General features: G+C 55.5%; 12 protein-coding genes. 8 read left to right on the top strand and 4 right to left on the bottom strand.

What is annotated here, in order from left to right; genetic code table 11:
* Positions 1-12 precede the first annotated feature (12 nt).
* From QQL78_RS05250 to QQL78_RS05225, 7 genes are all read left to right on the top strand, one after another.
* Positions 13-1,002: a phospholipase D-like domain-containing protein gene (locus QQL78_RS05250; RefSeq protein ID WP_284371239.1), complete on the top strand. Its 990-nt coding sequence runs from the start codon at positions 13-15 to the stop codon at positions 1,000-1,002.
* A 363-nt stretch (positions 1,003-1,365) separates the two neighbouring features.
* Complete coding sequence (locus QQL78_RS21675; protein WP_386258905.1) at positions 1,366-1,509, top strand: phage integrase central domain-containing protein; 144 nt, start codon at positions 1,366-1,368, stop codon at positions 1,507-1,509.
* 71 nt (positions 1,510-1,580) lie between these two features.
* Positions 1,581-2,288, top strand: a complete 708-nt coding sequence (locus tag QQL78_RS05245) for a GntR family transcriptional regulator (protein WP_348540747.1) — start codon at positions 1,581-1,583, stop codon at positions 2,286-2,288.
* Entirely contained in the window at positions 2,278-3,186 is a 909-nt protein-coding gene (locus QQL78_RS05240) for a dihydrodipicolinate synthase family protein (RefSeq protein ID WP_284371236.1), read from the top strand. Before QQL78_RS05245 ends, QQL78_RS05240 begins: the two co-directional genes overlap by 11 nt.
* Positions 3,183-4,655 carry an aldehyde dehydrogenase gene (locus tag QQL78_RS05235; RefSeq protein WP_284371234.1) on the top strand — a complete coding sequence of 491 codons (1,473 nt, stop codon included), beginning with the start codon at positions 3,183-3,185 and terminating at the stop codon, positions 4,653-4,655. Before QQL78_RS05240 ends, QQL78_RS05235 begins: the two co-directional genes overlap by 4 nt.
* The gene (locus QQL78_RS05230; protein ID WP_284371232.1) at positions 4,652-6,202 is read left to right on the top strand and encodes a trimethylamine methyltransferase family protein; all 1,551 of its coding nucleotides are present in this window, start codon (positions 4,652-4,654) and stop codon (positions 6,200-6,202) included. The genes QQL78_RS05235 and QQL78_RS05230 overlap by 4 nt, the downstream gene beginning before the upstream one ends.
* A gap of 1 nt (position 6,203) precedes the next feature.
* Entirely contained in the window at positions 6,204-7,535 is a 1,332-nt protein-coding gene (locus tag QQL78_RS05225) for an NAD(P)/FAD-dependent oxidoreductase (RefSeq protein ID WP_284371230.1), read from the top strand.
* 564 nt (positions 7,536-8,099) lie between these two features.
* Here QQL78_RS05225 and QQL78_RS05220 read toward each other — a convergent pair.
* From QQL78_RS05220 to choX, 4 genes are all read right to left on the bottom strand, one after another.
* Positions 8,100-10,577 carry a DUF4214 domain-containing protein gene (locus QQL78_RS05220; RefSeq protein ID WP_284371228.1) on the bottom strand — a complete coding sequence of 826 codons (2,478 nt, stop codon included), beginning with the start codon at positions 10,575-10,577 and terminating at the stop codon, positions 8,100-8,102.
* 468 nt (positions 10,578-11,045) lie between these two features.
* Positions 11,046-12,062: a choline ABC transporter ATP-binding protein gene (gene choV / locus QQL78_RS05215; protein ID WP_284371226.1), complete on the bottom strand. Its 1,017-nt coding sequence runs from the start codon at positions 12,060-12,062 to the stop codon at positions 11,046-11,048.
* Entirely contained in the window at positions 12,059-12,892 is an 834-nt protein-coding gene (choW, locus tag QQL78_RS05210) for a choline ABC transporter permease subunit (protein WP_284375451.1), read from the bottom strand. The genes choV and choW overlap by 4 nt, the downstream gene beginning before the upstream one ends.
* A 67-nt stretch (positions 12,893-12,959) precedes the next feature.
* On the bottom strand, positions 12,960-13,880 hold the full coding sequence (choX, locus tag QQL78_RS05205; protein WP_284371224.1) for a choline ABC transporter substrate-binding protein: 921 nt from the start codon (positions 13,878-13,880) through the stop codon (positions 12,960-12,962).
* Between the two features lie 209 nt (positions 13,881-14,089).
* On the opposite strand from choX, the gene fnrL reads away from it, so the two are divergent.
* Complete coding sequence (fnrL, locus tag QQL78_RS05200) at positions 14,090-14,836, top strand: transcriptional regulator FnrL (protein ID WP_284371222.1); 747 nt, start codon at positions 14,090-14,092, stop codon at positions 14,834-14,836.
* Positions 14,837-14,953: the final 117 nt, after the last annotated feature.

Raw genomic sequence — 14,953 nt, 5'->3', positions numbered from 1 at the left:
GGAGATCTTCTATTGAATTATTCTATTCTGAGCGGGCCTGGGCTTTTGGCTCTCCTAAGACAGGAAGTAAGAAATCCTGATTGCGAAGCGTGTTTTGCCGTAGCCTACCTTGGTGCCGGGTTGCATGAACGGCTTGAGATGAAAGATATGACCAAAGTAAAAATCGTGTGTGACTTCGTAAGCGGCGGAACAAACCCCGAAGGCGTTAAGGAAATTCAGAATTTGGGCGGATGTGTAAGGCACCTCGACGGGCTTCATGCCAAAATTGGCATAGTTGGCAAAAGGCTTAGCTTTGTCGGATCGTCCAACTTAACTGAAAACGGGTTGTCTGACCTTGGTACGAACAAACAGTTTCAGAGGTTAGAACGATCAGTCGTGTTTGACGGGGTTGATCCAAAGGTAGCTGTGGACTTTGAACAGTTCTGGGAAGCGGCTGCTGAAATCACAGACAATATGAAAAAATCCGCAAAAGAGGCTTGGGCGCGTCGGTTGCGTCATAGAGCGATAGAACAGACGAGAAAGGCAAAACCAGCACTTTCCGATTTGCTGCGTCATTCACCAGCAACCCTTGATTCTCTTGGGTTCCATATGATGGTTTGTCATGAACTTCACTCAAAGGACGAGCCGAAATTAGAAAAAGCTGAGAAAGAACTGTCAGAAGTAAATAGTGTGCCCTTAGAAGCTTGGTGGGGCCAAGCGTCCGTGCCGGATAAAGGTGTTTTCGTCGATTATACAGTGCATTCTGGTAACGATCCAAAGTGCAACAAATTGTATCGTCGAGACAAAAAGCTTTGGGATGACATTGGCGAAGGGGAAGATTCTTTTCAGGCTCTCCGCAAAATCAAAAGCTACAAAGGCGTTCAATGCAAAAAAAAGGATGAAGACATTCTGTGGAGTGGCTTTGAACGTTATAAAAAGGAAGTGCTCTCTAAGAATGCGGACTGGGATGAGCGCGCGCCTGTTTGGTTTCTTCTATCCGAATTGAGCGATTACATCGACTAGGAACTGAGGAGTTCTCCACGATCTTCAAGCAAGAATAGGCGATTGGGGGTATTATTGGGGGTATCAATTCTCCAGCGATTGAAAATAATCATAGTTGATAAAAAGTTACGCGCCAAAAGTGAAGACGTGTGGGGCACCATTTCATTACCCTAAATCGTCCAAAGACATCGAAAACCCTGTGTTATATGGGTTTTATCGAGATCGTTTGTCCGATTCTGTCCAGCTGCAAACGATACAACACCCCCGGATTGGGGGTGTTTGTGAGGGTATCGGGTTTGAACCGGAACAAGTCCCTTCCCCAGCAATGCCGTTCTCAGACATTCAACCCCGCAACCTTAAGCCGCGCGAAAAAGCCTATAAACGCTGCGCAAGATCGAAGCAAAGGGCACCTACGAAACGGCCCATCGCCTGCGCGCCTGCATCGGGTCCGTCTTTCGCTATACAGTTGCCCGCAGCATCGCCGATGGTCCGGCGCCAGCGCCTAACTCAATCAACTATCACTCGTGAAGCCTCTCAATAGCTAGATCACTTGACCTACCATTTCGATTGTATACAAATTGTGTACATTACTGGAGAACATGATGAGTCGCTTCTCAAAATCAGACTGTCTGGATGACTTGCGTCGCCGCATCCTATCAACGGAGCTTGAGCCCGGGCTTGATTTGGATGAGGCGGGGCTCTCACGACATTACGATATGTCGCGAACCCCAATGCGCGAGGTTCTTCAAAGACTTCAAGGCGAGGGCTTTGTCGTGATGAGCGAGAACCGCGGTGCAAAGGTTGCGTCGATGGATATCAGCGTGTTGCGGACATTTTTCCAAACCGCACCCATGGTCTATGCCAACATTGCGCGGCTCGCTTGCGAAAACCGTATGGGCGCGCAGATCGACCTTCTTAAACGCACGCAGGTTCAATTCGCAAAGGCGACAAAGTCGTCGGATGGTGCAGAGGCCGCGCTCGCCAACCACCAGTTCCACGCGATCATCGGTGAAATGGCGCATAACACGTATCTGGTCGCCTCATTGGCGCGGCTTCAGATTGATCACACGCGGATGAGCCAGACGTTCTATCGCCCTGCAGCCCCGTACGAAACGATGCTCGTCTTAAAGGCGATCGAACAACACGACGCGATGATCGCCGCAATCGAAGCCCGCGAGGGCGCGTTGGCGATCGACCTCACACTGCAACACTGGGACCTCAGCCGTGACCGGATGGAACGCTTTGTGCGCCCCGACCCGCTTCCTGTTGATGTCATTTCGTTTAAGGATCACACCAATGCAATTTGAAGGCATCTACACGCCGATTGTGACGCCGTATCACGACGATTTCTCGCTTAATGAAAAGGCGCTTTCCGAAACGGTAGACCATCTGGTGAACGCAGGTGTTCACGGCATCATCGTGGCCGGGTCGACGGGTGAATACTACGCCCAGTCGACCGCGGAACGGCTGGACATGATGACGCGCTGCGCCGCGCTGATTGGCGGGCGTGTCCCGATGATCGTTGGCACGGGCGCGATCCGAACAGAGGACAGCGTGATGTTTGCCTCCGCCGCCAAAGCCGCAGGTGCCGATGCGCTCTTGGTGGCCACACCGCCTTATGCATACCCGACAAGCCGAGAGATTGCGCTCCATGCGCTTGCCGTTGATCGTGCCGCGAATCTGCCGGTGATGCTGTATAACTACCCGGGGCGGATGTCGGTGAACATGGACGAAGACTGCCTTGACCGCTTGGGGCGTTCGCCAAATTTCTGTGCGATCAAGGAAAGCTCGGGGGATGTGAACCGGCTTCATATGCTGGCGCGGGACTATCCGCATATCGCCCTGTCCTGCGGTATGGACGATCAGGCGCTTGAATTTTTTGCATGGGGCGCACGCAGCTGGGTCTGCGCGGGATCGAACTTTGCACCGGAGGCACATATCGCACTCTATCAAGCCTGTGCGGTCGAAGGCGATTTCACCAAAGGACGCGCCATCATGTCGGCGATGCTGCCACTGATGCGGGTGCTGGAACAGGGCGGCAAGTTTGTTCAGTGCATCAAATACGGGCTGACCTTGCGCGGCATTGATGCGGGACCGCCACGCAAACCACTGCAACCATTGAACAAAGACGACAAACGCGAACTGGCCGAAGTGATCCGCACCATGAACACTGCCATTTCAAGCATTACAGGGGCCACGATATGACCGATCTGCTGACAAAAGCCGAATACGCAGCCATTGCAGATACACTTGATCTGCCCCGCAGCCCGTTCATTGACGGAAAATTCCAGCGCGGCGGCGGCCCAATGATGGCGACAACCAATCCCGCCACTGGCGAAGAAATCACACAGGTTTCAACGGCGGATACAAAAGATGTCGATCTTGCCGTCACCAAGGCCCGCGAGGCGTTCGATCAGGGCCACTGGTCCAAACTGGACCCCGACGCGCGCAAGGACATATTGATCCGGCTTTGCAAACTGCTGACGCGAAACAAGCGCGAGCTGGCTGTCATGGAAAGCGTCGAAAGCGGCAAACCGATCCTTGATTGCGAGACGATTGATCTTCCCGAAACGATCCACTGCATCAAGTGGCATGCCGAAGCGATCGATAAGATATACGACCAGACGGCCCCGACAGGGGACGGGGCGCTGGCCGTGATCCTGCGCGAACCTATCGGTGTCGTGGCGGCCATTCTGCCATGGAACTTTCCGCTGATGATGCTTGCATGGAAGATCGGACCCGCGCTTGCAGCGGGCTGTTCTGTCATCGTGAAACCCGCCGAGCAGACCAGCCTGACAGCCCTGCGCGTGGCCGAACTGGCCCATGAAGCTGGCGTGCCGCGCGGCGTGCTGCAAGTCCTCCCCGGCGATGGTCCGTCGGTGGGGGAACCTTTGGGGCGTCACATGGACGTTGATCTGGTGACATTCACGGGATCGACCGAAACGGGTCGGCGGTTCCTGCGCTATGCAGCAGATAGCAACCTCAAGAAAGTTGTGTTGGAATGTGGCGGTAAGAACCCTGCGCTTGTGTTCGATGATGCTGAAAATCTTGATCATGTGGCTGAACATGTGGTCAACGCTGCGTTCTGGAATGCGGGCCAGAACTGCTCTGCCACGTCGCGATTGATCGTCCACTCATCGGTCAAGGCCGCGTTGATGGAAAAGATCGATGCGCGGCTTCGCGATTGGAAACTAGGCGACCCGCTGGACCCCGCAACCCACATCGGGGCGCTGATTGATACCGATCACTGCGCCAAGGTACGCGGTTTTCTGGATTCCAAAGAGGATGGTCCGTTTGTTGCCCCTGTGGTTGTCGAGGTCAGTGCTGATGACGCATGCGCTCGCGACGAAATCTTCGGCCCGGTGCTGAGTGTGATCGAAGTGGCCAGTAACGACGAAGCGGTGCAGGTCGCCAATGATACCGCCTATGGGCTTGCCGCATCGGTCTTTTCCGCAGGTGGACGCCGCGCCATACGTGCGGCCCGCGACATCAAGGCGGGCACGGTCACTGTGAACTGCTACGGCGAGGGCAACATCGCCACACCGTTTGGCGGCTACAAGCAATCGGGCTTTGGCGGGCGCGATAATGGTCTTCACGCCCATGATCAATACACCGAAGTCAAAACCATCTGGATCGACCTGAACGATCCCGCAGACGGAGACAATGTCGCATGAGCGTTGACGCGGTCGGAACCGCCCGCCGGGGTCGCGGCGCGCGCAAGGCGCAGCGCCAGACCCGCAATGTGACGATGCTGCCCGCGCTAAAGCGCAAGCTGCCGCTGACCGAACCCATGACGCCCGATCAGATCGAAAAGATCGACGCGGCCTCTATGGATATTCTGGAAAACGTTGGCGTCCAGTTCCGCGATGACATCGCGTTGGCAGATTGGAAACGCGCAGGCGCAAAGGTGGTGGACGAGATGGTCTATCTGGACCGCCATCTGGTGCGCGAATTGATCGCAACGATCCCTGAAACCTTTACCTACAACGCGCGCAATCCAGCCAACAACCTGCCGTTCGGGCGGGATCATGGGATGTTCATTCCGATGACGGGCGCGCCGTTTCTGCGTGATCTGGATGACGTGCGCCGCAACCCGACGCTGGATGACCTCGCGAATTTCCACAAGCTGTCCCACATGCTGCCCGCGATCCATTCCTCGGCGCACCACATTGTCGAACCCTATGATCACCCGATCAGCCAGCGACATCTGCGCATCACCTATTCGTCGATGAAACACTCCGATAAGACGTTCATGGGTATGACCACCAGCCCCAAGAACGCCGAAGATGTAATCGAAATGTGCGGCCTCCTGTTCGGGGATGATTTCATCGACACGCACCCTGTTGTGACTGGCAATTGCAACGGCAACTCACCGCTCGTTTGGGATGAAACAATGCTGGGCGCGCTGCGGGCGTTCAGTCGGCGCAACCAACCGGTGCTTTGTAGCCCCTTCGTGCTGGGCGGGGCCAATACGCCCGCCAGTGTGCCCGCAACCGTGGCACAACTGAACGCGGAAGCACTAAGTGCACTGGCTTATACGCAGGTCGTGCGCAAAGGCGCGCCCGCGATTTATGGACATTATCTGTCCACGGTCAGCATGAAATCGGGTGCCCCCATGGCAGGCACACCAGAGATCAGCCTGATGAATTTCATGATCGGGCAGATGGCGCGGTTTTATGGCGTGCCGTGGCGCACATCGAACACGCTTGGCGGGGCCAAGACGTTTGACGCCCAAGCGGGCTATGAAAGTGCCATGACCATGAACGCCGTACTGATGGCCGGGGCCAACTACATGTGGCACTCCGCTGGATGGAACGAGGCGGGCATGCATTGTTCCACGGCCAAATTCATTGTCGACGCCGAGATGTGCGAAATGGGCTACCGCATGGCGGAAGGTATCAATTGGACCGACTTCGAGGCCGCGATGTCCGCCGTGCCAGACGTTGGCCCGGGCGGGCATTATCTGGGGCATCCCCATACGTTGGAGAATTTCCAAAAGGCGTTTTTCATGCCCGAAATGTTCGACAATAACTCAATCGAGCAGTGGCAGGCGGAAGGCAGCGTAGAGATCACCGAACGCGCCTTGATCAAGGCCCGCGCAATGCTCAACGAATATGAAGAGCCTAAATTGGACGACGGGGTGAACGAAGCCCTTCTGGATTACATTGCGCGCCGCGAGCGGGAGATTCCGGCCGTCGACGCGCTTAATCAGGACCACTAGGGTGGACGTCACCCGACTTCCCAACGACCCCGGCCCGGCAGCGTGGAACCGCCTTTTGCCAGATGCGGACCCTGCGACGCCGCTGGAGGGGAACATCATCGCCGATTGGCTGATTATCGGCGCGGGGTTTGCGGGACTTGCCGCCGCGCACCGTTTGTCAAAGCAGGCACCAGGCGACCGGATCGTAGTGCTGGATGCGGTGCGGGTCGGGGATGGACCGGCAGGGCGCAATTCAGGGTTCATGATCGATCTGCCCCATGATCTGACCTCAGCCGATTATGGCGGTGCATTAGAGGCGGATCGGGCACAAACGCAGGACAATCGTCTGGGCATCGCCCACGCCCGCGACATGGCGCAGGAATTTGGGCTGAGCGACGAGGCATTTACCATATCGGGAAAGATCAACGGTGCGGCAACGGAGAAGGGCCACGCGCACAACCTGAGCTTTGCCAAACATCTGACGGCATTGGGCGAACCCCACGACATGCTGGACGCAGCACACATGCGCGACATCACGGGCAGCGAGTATTATCAAAGCGGCCTCTTTACACCCGGCTGCGCCATGATCCAGCCCGCCATGTTCGTGCGCGGTGTCGCGTCGGGGCTGCGATCCAACCGCGTTTCGATACATGAGATGAGCCCCGTCACCCGCTTGGAACGGCAAAAGGATTGGATCGCATCGACCCCCAAGGGGCAGGTCACCGCACCGCGGGTCATTCTTGCGGTCAACGGGCATCTGAACAGTTTTGGATACCTGCCGGGCCGCCTGATGCATATTTTTACCTATGCGTCGATGACCCGTACCCTCAGCCCCCAAGAGAGCGCATGTTTGGGTGGTCATGCCACCTGGGGTCTCACACCTGCGGATCCGATGGGCACGACTGTGAGGCGCGTCTCTGGGATTGGCGGGGACAGGATCATCATCCGCAACCGCTTTACGTTCGATCCATCCATGGAGGTGAGGGCGAAGCGCATCGATGACGTCGCCCGCGATCACGACCGCGCCTTCGCAGCGCGATTTCCCAAGCTCGCAGATGTCAGCATGGAATATCGCTGGGGCGGGAGGCTCTGCCTGAGCCGGAACAACGTACAGGTTATCGGTGAATTGGAAGAGAGGCTGTATTCCGCCTGCTGTCAAAACGGGCTAGGCACCGCCAAAGGCACCTTGGCCGGTGGTCTCGCTGCAGATCTCGCGCTTGGAATATCCTCCCCTGCTTTGAGCCGCGCGATAGCAGCCGATGCGCCATCACGACTGCCCCCGGCTCCTTTGTCGCGTATCGGCGCGAACCTATTTCTCAAATGGCAGGAACGCCAAGCAGGTGGCGAGCTGTAGTTTGAAAAGGTCACTTCGCCACGTTAATCCTCAGATTGACCACCTATGGCATTGGGCACTTCAGATTTGCGCCTCCACCTTCTTGCAATCTGCACCCGGGCGTCCCGCCGGTGTTTCATCCGTCAGATAAATGCTCGTTTAGGTGTTGGCGTATAAACATCCAACCCATTGACGGATATCCTGTGTGGCGGCGGCATTCGCAATGACTTCCCCCGCCTCCCGGAAGCGGACATTCACGCCAGCCGCAGCATCGAATAACTTGGAATCGTAGCGGTCATTCCCTGCGTGATGTATGAATGGCCGGTCTCGGATAATCCGCCATCTGCTGCGCTTTCATTTTGAATGCGCGAAATTCAGATTCCAAATTTGGGTATAAAAGTAAGATTTAGGATTACAACTGTGCGTAGATATATATTCCTCCCTTAATATATCATGTTAAAACAAATAATTAGATACTTAACGTGGAGATCTGCGGGCCATTCACATCGCCAAGTGCCCATATGTTCAAGCAAATCAAACAGTTCGCCTTGTGCGGCACAGCTATCTTTACTTTCTGAACCTTTCTCACGCGGCAATATCATCAATCAAGCCGACAAGCTGGATCAGAAACTCACCTGACCCGTCTGTGGCAAGGGCTGCCTGATAATATTCGTCTGATGCAGAAAAAGCGGTGGTTAGACTTTCCGTGCTGCCGTCAAATAATTTCATCACGTTGTTTGCACGCTCAATGTTGCTCATGCCCAAGACCGCACCAAAATGAAGACCTACATCGGTCTTGTTTTCGAGATAGGTCTGATCCACGTTCTGTTGTGCAATAAATGAAGTGCTTGCCCCCTCCGGGGCTTCGGCCCGCACCCCGTTGAGGAAGATGCGGATAAACTGGCCTTCTGACACATCTCCAGACATCAAAGAATCGATCCAAAACGCCCTGCCCTCTTCATCGGGGCCCCGACCAAGTACATTTTGATAAACCGAGGTGACAAACTCGGCTGCGTCTGGTGTATCCCCATAAATCAAACGGGTTTCGGGCTGGTCAAAAAAAAACTCAGCAACCTCATCAAGACTGGACCCGTTGATAAAGGCACAGGTCCAGAAGTAGAGCCCTTCCGCATCCGGGGCACGATTGAAATACGCAATGTAAAGCTCAACGAGAGAGATGTATTCGCTGGGATCAAGGTCGGTTCGCGCCACCTCCCGGTCTCCGTCTGCTGTCAAGGTCCAGTCTCTATTGGTAAAGCGCAATATGTTTATCCCACCGGTGTCCGTGCCTTCTGCCCCGCTGCGGTCAACGATCCTCACGGTATCTTCGGTAAAATCGAGCTGAATACTGAAACGATCTGATGCCCCATCATAAACTGCAATATCATTGCCCAGGTTACCCAAGAATTGATCATTTCCTGAACTGCTGATTATCACATCATCGAAAACCGTTCCAATGATCCGCTCGATATTGCTGAAGGATTGTACGAAACCCTGCCCTGCGGCTGTGCCTCGCGCTTCCTTATTGGCAATGTCAATCTCAAGCCCACTGTCGAATGCCCCGAAAGCAAAGCTCAGCAAATCCTCACCCGCCCCCCCGTCAATTGAATCATTGCCGATGCTCGGGCTGAGGGTATCATTGCCAGCCAGACCGTTGAGAATGTCGTCACCGTCCAAGCCTGATAGTAGGTTGTTTGCCCCGCTGCCGGTGATGCTGTCGTTGGCACGGGTACCTTGAAAACCCTCGATTTCTACGAGTGTATAGGTGAAAGTATCTTCGCCCACCTGGGCGCTTGCAGAAGCTATTGAAAGGTCCGCCTCTACTCCGTTTACAAAGGTTCGATTGTCGCCTCTCGCGGTGTTGAACATTACCCAATCCCGCCCCTCGCCACCGTCGAGTGTTTCGTTCCCTTCTGTCGCATAGAGGCTGTCATTGCCGTCGCCACCGAGCACGCTGTCGTTGCCTAAGCCGCCAAACAGGGTGTCATTGCCGTCGCCGCCAATCAAAGTGTCATCACCTTCGCGGCCTTGAAGTTCGTTGTCGCCTTCATCCCCGGTCAGGGCGTCAGCAAAGCGCGAACCTTCTAGGGTTTCAATACTTTCCAGAGTGTATCTGTATGTCTGGCCCTCAATCTGGGCTACAGCCTGGCGTGATCCGAGGTCCACGGTGACACCTTCGACAAAGATCGGGCCGCTGCCGGTAGATGTTCTAAAACTTGCTTCGTCACGACCGTCGCCACCGTTGAGCGTGTCGTCGCCTTTTGTTGCGTAGAGCGCATCGTCGCCTGCGTCACCATAGAGCAGGTCGTCGCCCAAACCGCCAAACAGCCAGTCATCTCCACCCTGACCGAACAGGGTGTCATTCCCTCTACGACCGCGAATTTCATTGTCGTTTTCGTCACCCCGGAGCATGTCATCAAACTCCGACCCTTCAAGGTTTTCTACGTTTTCAAGGGAGTAGGTAAACTGCTGACCATCGATCTGAGCATTTGCAAGCCTCGCGGCGAGTTCGACTGAGACGCCTTCTACAAAAACCGGGCTGCCAGAACTTAATGCTCCAAAACTAACTTCATCACGGCCCTCGCCCCCGTCAATGGTGTCGTTGCCTTGCATCGCAAAAAGCTCGTCATTGCCCGCGCCGCCATATATGAAATCATTTCCCCTGCCGCCGAACAACTGATCATCGCCGGCCCCTCCGTTCAGGGTGTCATCACCGTCGCGACCTTGAAGAGTGTTGTTTTGGCCATCTCCAGACAGGGTATCATTGAAATTCGAGCCTGCTACATTTTCAATACCAATCAAGACGTGTGCCAAAGATGACTCCTGCAGAACTGCAGTAGTACGTCCAGCAGCCAGATCGACAGAGACACCATTGATGAAATAGGGATTGCCCTGAAACCAAGTGGTATATTGCACCCGGTCGGTGCCTTGACCACCGTTCAGCGTGTCGTTGCCATTGCCGCCAAAGAGAGTGTCATCGCCGCTAAACCCAAAAAACCTCACATCTTCGTCGTTAAAACCAAAGAGTCTATCGTCGCCGAGCGTGCCATATACTGTGCGCATGAATGCCTATCCGTTGCTATGGGTTGATCGTTAATTTAGAAACATGACACAATTGATGCAACCTATGATTGAGATCATTCCCGCACTCAATGGCATCTTGCAGTCGGATTGCACCCGAAATTGGCCTGTTCACCTCTGGAGAGAAAATACATGGTCTTCGGCAATCAAAACGGGGTTCAAGAACGGTCAACGCCACCAATAGAGGTGAAGGCCGAAGCCACGCCTGCCTTGCCATTGCTTAACGTCAAAGGCCTGGTCCCGTCACGCTGCTGTGAGGCAAGCCTCGCTCAATCGTTGATTGCCCCCCCCCCGCAAAAATCGGGCGATCGGTTTCATCAGTTCAGAGCGTTTCGTCATCCCGGTGACGGGGGAACAGTGCTGCATCCCTCATCAGCGGCGCTGGTCCCTAGTCAAGCGCCAGCTGCTGGTGGGCGCGGGGGCCGCCCAAGGATAGCGACCCGCCCATCCCTACGCGTTCAGACGGGCAACGATGCTTTGGGCGGTGACCATCCCCAGTACCGTATCCCCATCCATAACACGCAATGCGTCAATCTCGCCGGTCAATTGCTGCATCAGCTCTGCCACGGGGGTTTCCGCCGCGACCTGAGGGGCTGTCACCTCGCTGGCAGGCTCCATCACGTCGCGGGCGGTCAAAACGCCCAGGGGGTTCATATTTGACACGAAATCAGCCACATAATCGGATGCGGGATTCGAGAAAATCTCGCGCGGGGTGCCCAATTGCACGATGCGCCCACCTTCCATGATCGCGATACGGCCGCCCAGTTTGAATGCCTCGTCCAGATCGTGGCTGACAAAAATGATCGTGCGTTTCAGATCGCGTTGTAGTTCCAACAGCTCATCCTGCAGGCGTGTGCGGATCAGCGGGTCCAACGCCGAAAACGGTTCATCCATCAGCAAAATCGGCGCTTCCGTGACAAACGCACGGGCAAGGCCGACCCGTTGCTGCATACCGCCTGACAGGTCCCCCACCTTGCGATCGGCCCAATCGGAAAGCCCCACCAGCGCCAGTTGCTTTTCGGCGCGGGCGTTGCGTTCGGCCTTGGCAATGTCGGAAAACTCCAGCGCCATCGCCACATTATCGCGCACCGTGCGCCAAGGCAGCAGCCCGAATTGCTGAAACACCATCGACACACATTCACGCCGCACCTTACGCAGATCCGAGGGCGAACATTCCTGTACATTGGCCGACCACGCGCCGTCATTGACTTCGACATGGCCGCGCACCACCGGGTTCAACCCGTTCACCGCCCGCAGCAGGGTGGATTTGCCCGAACCCGAGAGCCCCATCAGCACAAGGATCTCGCCCTCCGCCACCTCAAGCGAGCAATTATGCACCCCAAGCACCTGACCGGTCGCCGCCTCAATCTCTGGGCGGTTCTGACCTTGGTCCATCAGTTCAAGCGCTGCTTGAGGTTTTTCCCCAAAGACAATGGAAACATTGTCGAATTTTACTGCTGTGCTCATTTTTGACCCACCCGCAACATCCGATCCAGCATGATGGCAACCACCACAATGATCAGACCGCTTTCAAATCCCAATCCGGTGTTGACCGAATTCAACGCCCGCACCACCGGCACGCCCAGACCGTCCGCCCCGACAAGGGCAGCAATCACCACCATCGAGAGCGATAACATGATCGTCTGGTTCAGCCCCGTCATGATCTGGGGCAGCGCGTAGGGCAGTTCGATTTTCCACAGTGTCTGGCGGGGCGTCGCGCCAAAGGCCTGCGCTGCTTCCAGCAAGGATTTGGGGGTAGAGGCAATCCCAAGCTGAGTCAGCCGGATCGGTGCCGGCAGAACAAAGATCACCGTGGCAATCAGGCCGGGCACCATACCAATGCCAAAGAACACAATGGCCGGGATGAGATAGACAAATGTGGGCAGCGTCTGCATCAGGTCCAGCACCGGCCGCATGAAACGGTACAGGCGCGGACGATGGGCTGCCGCAATACCGATCGGCACACCAACCCCCATGCAGACCACACAGGCCGACAGCACCAGCGTCAGGCTTTCAGTCGTCTCTTCCCAGTAGTCCTGATTGAGGATGAACAGGAAACCCACCACAATAAAGGCTACGGTTTTCCAATTGCGCTGGATGCCCCAAGTGAGTGCAGCAAAAGCGGCAATCACAATCAGCGGATGCGGGGTTTGCAACACCCAGAGAATGGCCTCGATCAGCCACTCCATCACCATCGCCAGCCCGTCAAAGAACCATTCGCCCTTGATCTGAAGCCAGTCGAACGCCGCCTCTGCGATGTCATCGACCGGTATCTTATTTTCCGTCAGCCAGTTCATCTTTTCCCCCGAAAACACGATGCCCGCCCCTAAGATCAGGGCGGGCATCTTTTACGCTCTGTCGCGATTACTTCAGCGATGCGGCTGCGGCCATTGCATCACCACCGTCCTTGGTGGTCACACCGTCAAGCCATCCACCCAGAACATCGGCATTTGCCTTGATCCACATGGCGGCGGCTTCTTCGGGGTCGTTGCCGTCATCCAGAATCGACCCCATGATCTCGTTTTCCATGGCCAGGGTGAATTCCATATTGTTCAGCAGTTTGCCGACATTCGGGCATTCTTCCACGTAACCAGCACGCGTGTTGGTATGCACCGTGGCACCGCCCAGATCCGGGCCAAAGAAATCATCGCCACCTTCCAGATAGGTCAGCTCGAAATTGGCGTTCATCGGGTGGGGTTCCCAGCCAAGGAAGACAATCGGATCCCCCTTACGGCTTAGGCGTTTAACCTGCGCCAACATGCCTTGCTCAGAGGATTCGACCACTTCGAAATCTTTCAGGTCGAATGCGTTGTCATCAATCATCGACTGGATCAGGCGGTTGCCGTCGTTGCCCGGCTCGATGCCATAGATCTTGCCGTCCAGCGCGTCAGCCTTGGCTGCGATATCAGTGAAAGAAGCGATTCCCATATCCGCTGCGGCCTTGTTGACTGCCAGCGTGTATTTCGCGCCCTGCAGATTGGCGCGTACGGTATCGACGGTTCCCGCCTCACGATAAGGAGCGATGTCAGCTTCCATTGTCGGCATCCAGTTGCCAAGGAAAACGTCGATATCACCCGCCGCCATGGAGGTATAGGTGACCGGCACCGACAGGATCTTTGTCTCTGTCTCATAGCCCAGCGCGTCCAGTACAACAGAGGCAGCAGCCGTCGTGGCGGTGATGTCGGTCCAGCCGACATCAGAAAAGGTCACCTTGTCGCATCCAGCTGCGGACAAAGATGTGGCAAAGCCAAGGGCGACAGCAGTAGTGGCCAAAAGATGTTTCATCATAAACTCCCGGTTTTTTGTTGATCGTTGCGTCAATAACAAGCGATTGCGAAGGGCAATGCAACCAGTATCATGAGAAATCACATCAATCCCCCACCAACCATCGGTAAATTAACGGCCTCCCCCTCCCAAAGTGCCATTGGCAGTCGATTGAGTTTTCTAATCGGCATGCTAGAATTGGCACACCCTAGTGATGAAAGACGCAAGACATGAATCTGGCCCAATCCAGCGGCAATTTTACATCCTGTGCGGATTGTAACATCAGAAACCGTGCTGTCTGTGCGACTTGCGACGCTGAAGAGCTGAGCCGTCTGGAAGATATCAAATATTACCGATCCTTTGATGCCGGTCAGCAGATCATGTTTCAGGGTGACGAAATGCATTTTGTGGCCTCTGTTGTTACCGGTGCTGCAAAGCTGTCGCGCACCCTGCCCGACGGGCGCATCCAAATGCTGGGTCTGTTGCTGCCTTCCGATTTTATCGGGCGTCCGGGACGCGAACATGTGGCTTATGATGTTGAGGCGATTCAGGATGTCACCCTGTGTTGTTTCCGTCGCAAACCCTTTGAGGCCCTGATCGAGGTCACCCCGCATATCGGCCAGCGTCTGTTGGTGATGTCACTGGATGAATTGGAAGTGGCGCGCGAGTGGATGATGCTTTTGGGGCGCAAGACCGCGCGGGAAAAGATCAGCTGTCTGTTGTCCTTGATTGGTCGACGCACCGCATCGCTGCACCACAAGCGGGTAAGTGACGGGCTGTCCTTCGAAATGCCGATGTCGCGTGAGGCCATGGGGGAATATCTGGGCCTGACCATCGAAACCGTCAGCCGCCAGATGACCGCCCTGCGCAAGGACGGTGTGATTGAAATGACCGGCAGCCGCACCATCACTATCCCTGACCTGACCGTACTGATGGCCGAGACGGGTGATGATACGGATGGTGGGGTGCTGTACTAAGCCATTCCACGAGATCGCAGAGGCATCGAAAATCATCCGCTCTGAAATGCCATTGTTATGGCTGCGTCAGGGGTCGACGGCTGCCATAAAGGGAACAGGCGAAATCGGCGCACCAGT

This window comes from Sulfitobacter pacificus, assembly GCF_030159975.1.
Classification (GTDB): domain Bacteria; phylum Pseudomonadota; class Alphaproteobacteria; order Rhodobacterales; family Rhodobacteraceae; genus Sulfitobacter; species Sulfitobacter pacificus.
Note: the sequence above shows the minus strand (reverse complement) of the source record. Positions and strands in the feature narration are given on the sequence as shown.

Bases quoted from the DNA above. Each gene is read 5' to 3' on its own strand.
- QQL78_RS05245 (WP_348540747.1), top strand. From the start codon at position 1,581: ATGATGAGTCGCTTCTCAAAATCAGACTGTCTGGATGACTTGCGTCGC.
- QQL78_RS05240 (WP_284371236.1), top strand. From the start codon at position 2,278: ATGCAATTTGAAGGCATCTACACGCCGATTGTGACGCCGTATCACGAC.
- QQL78_RS05235 (WP_284371234.1), top strand. From the start codon at position 3,183: ATGACCGATCTGCTGACAAAAGCCGAATACGCAGCCATTGCAGATACA.
- QQL78_RS05230 (WP_284371232.1), top strand. From the start codon at position 4,652: ATGAGCGTTGACGCGGTCGGAACCGCCCGCCGGGGTCGCGGCGCGCGC.
- QQL78_RS05220 (WP_284371228.1), bottom strand. From the start codon at position 10,577: ATGCGCACAGTATATGGCACGCTCGGCGACGATAGACTCTTTGGTTTT.
- choV (WP_284371226.1), bottom strand. From the start codon at position 12,062: ATGAGCACAGCAGTAAAATTCGACAATGTTTCCATTGTCTTTGGGGAA.
- choW (WP_284375451.1), bottom strand. From the start codon at position 12,892: ATGAACTGGCTGACGGAAAATAAGATACCGGTCGATGACATCGCAGAG.
- choX (WP_284371224.1), bottom strand. From the start codon at position 13,880: ATGAAACATCTTTTGGCCACTACTGCTGTCGCCCTTGGCTTTGCCACA.
- fnrL (WP_284371222.1), top strand. From the start codon at position 14,090: ATGAATCTGGCCCAATCCAGCGGCAATTTTACATCCTGTGCGGATTGT.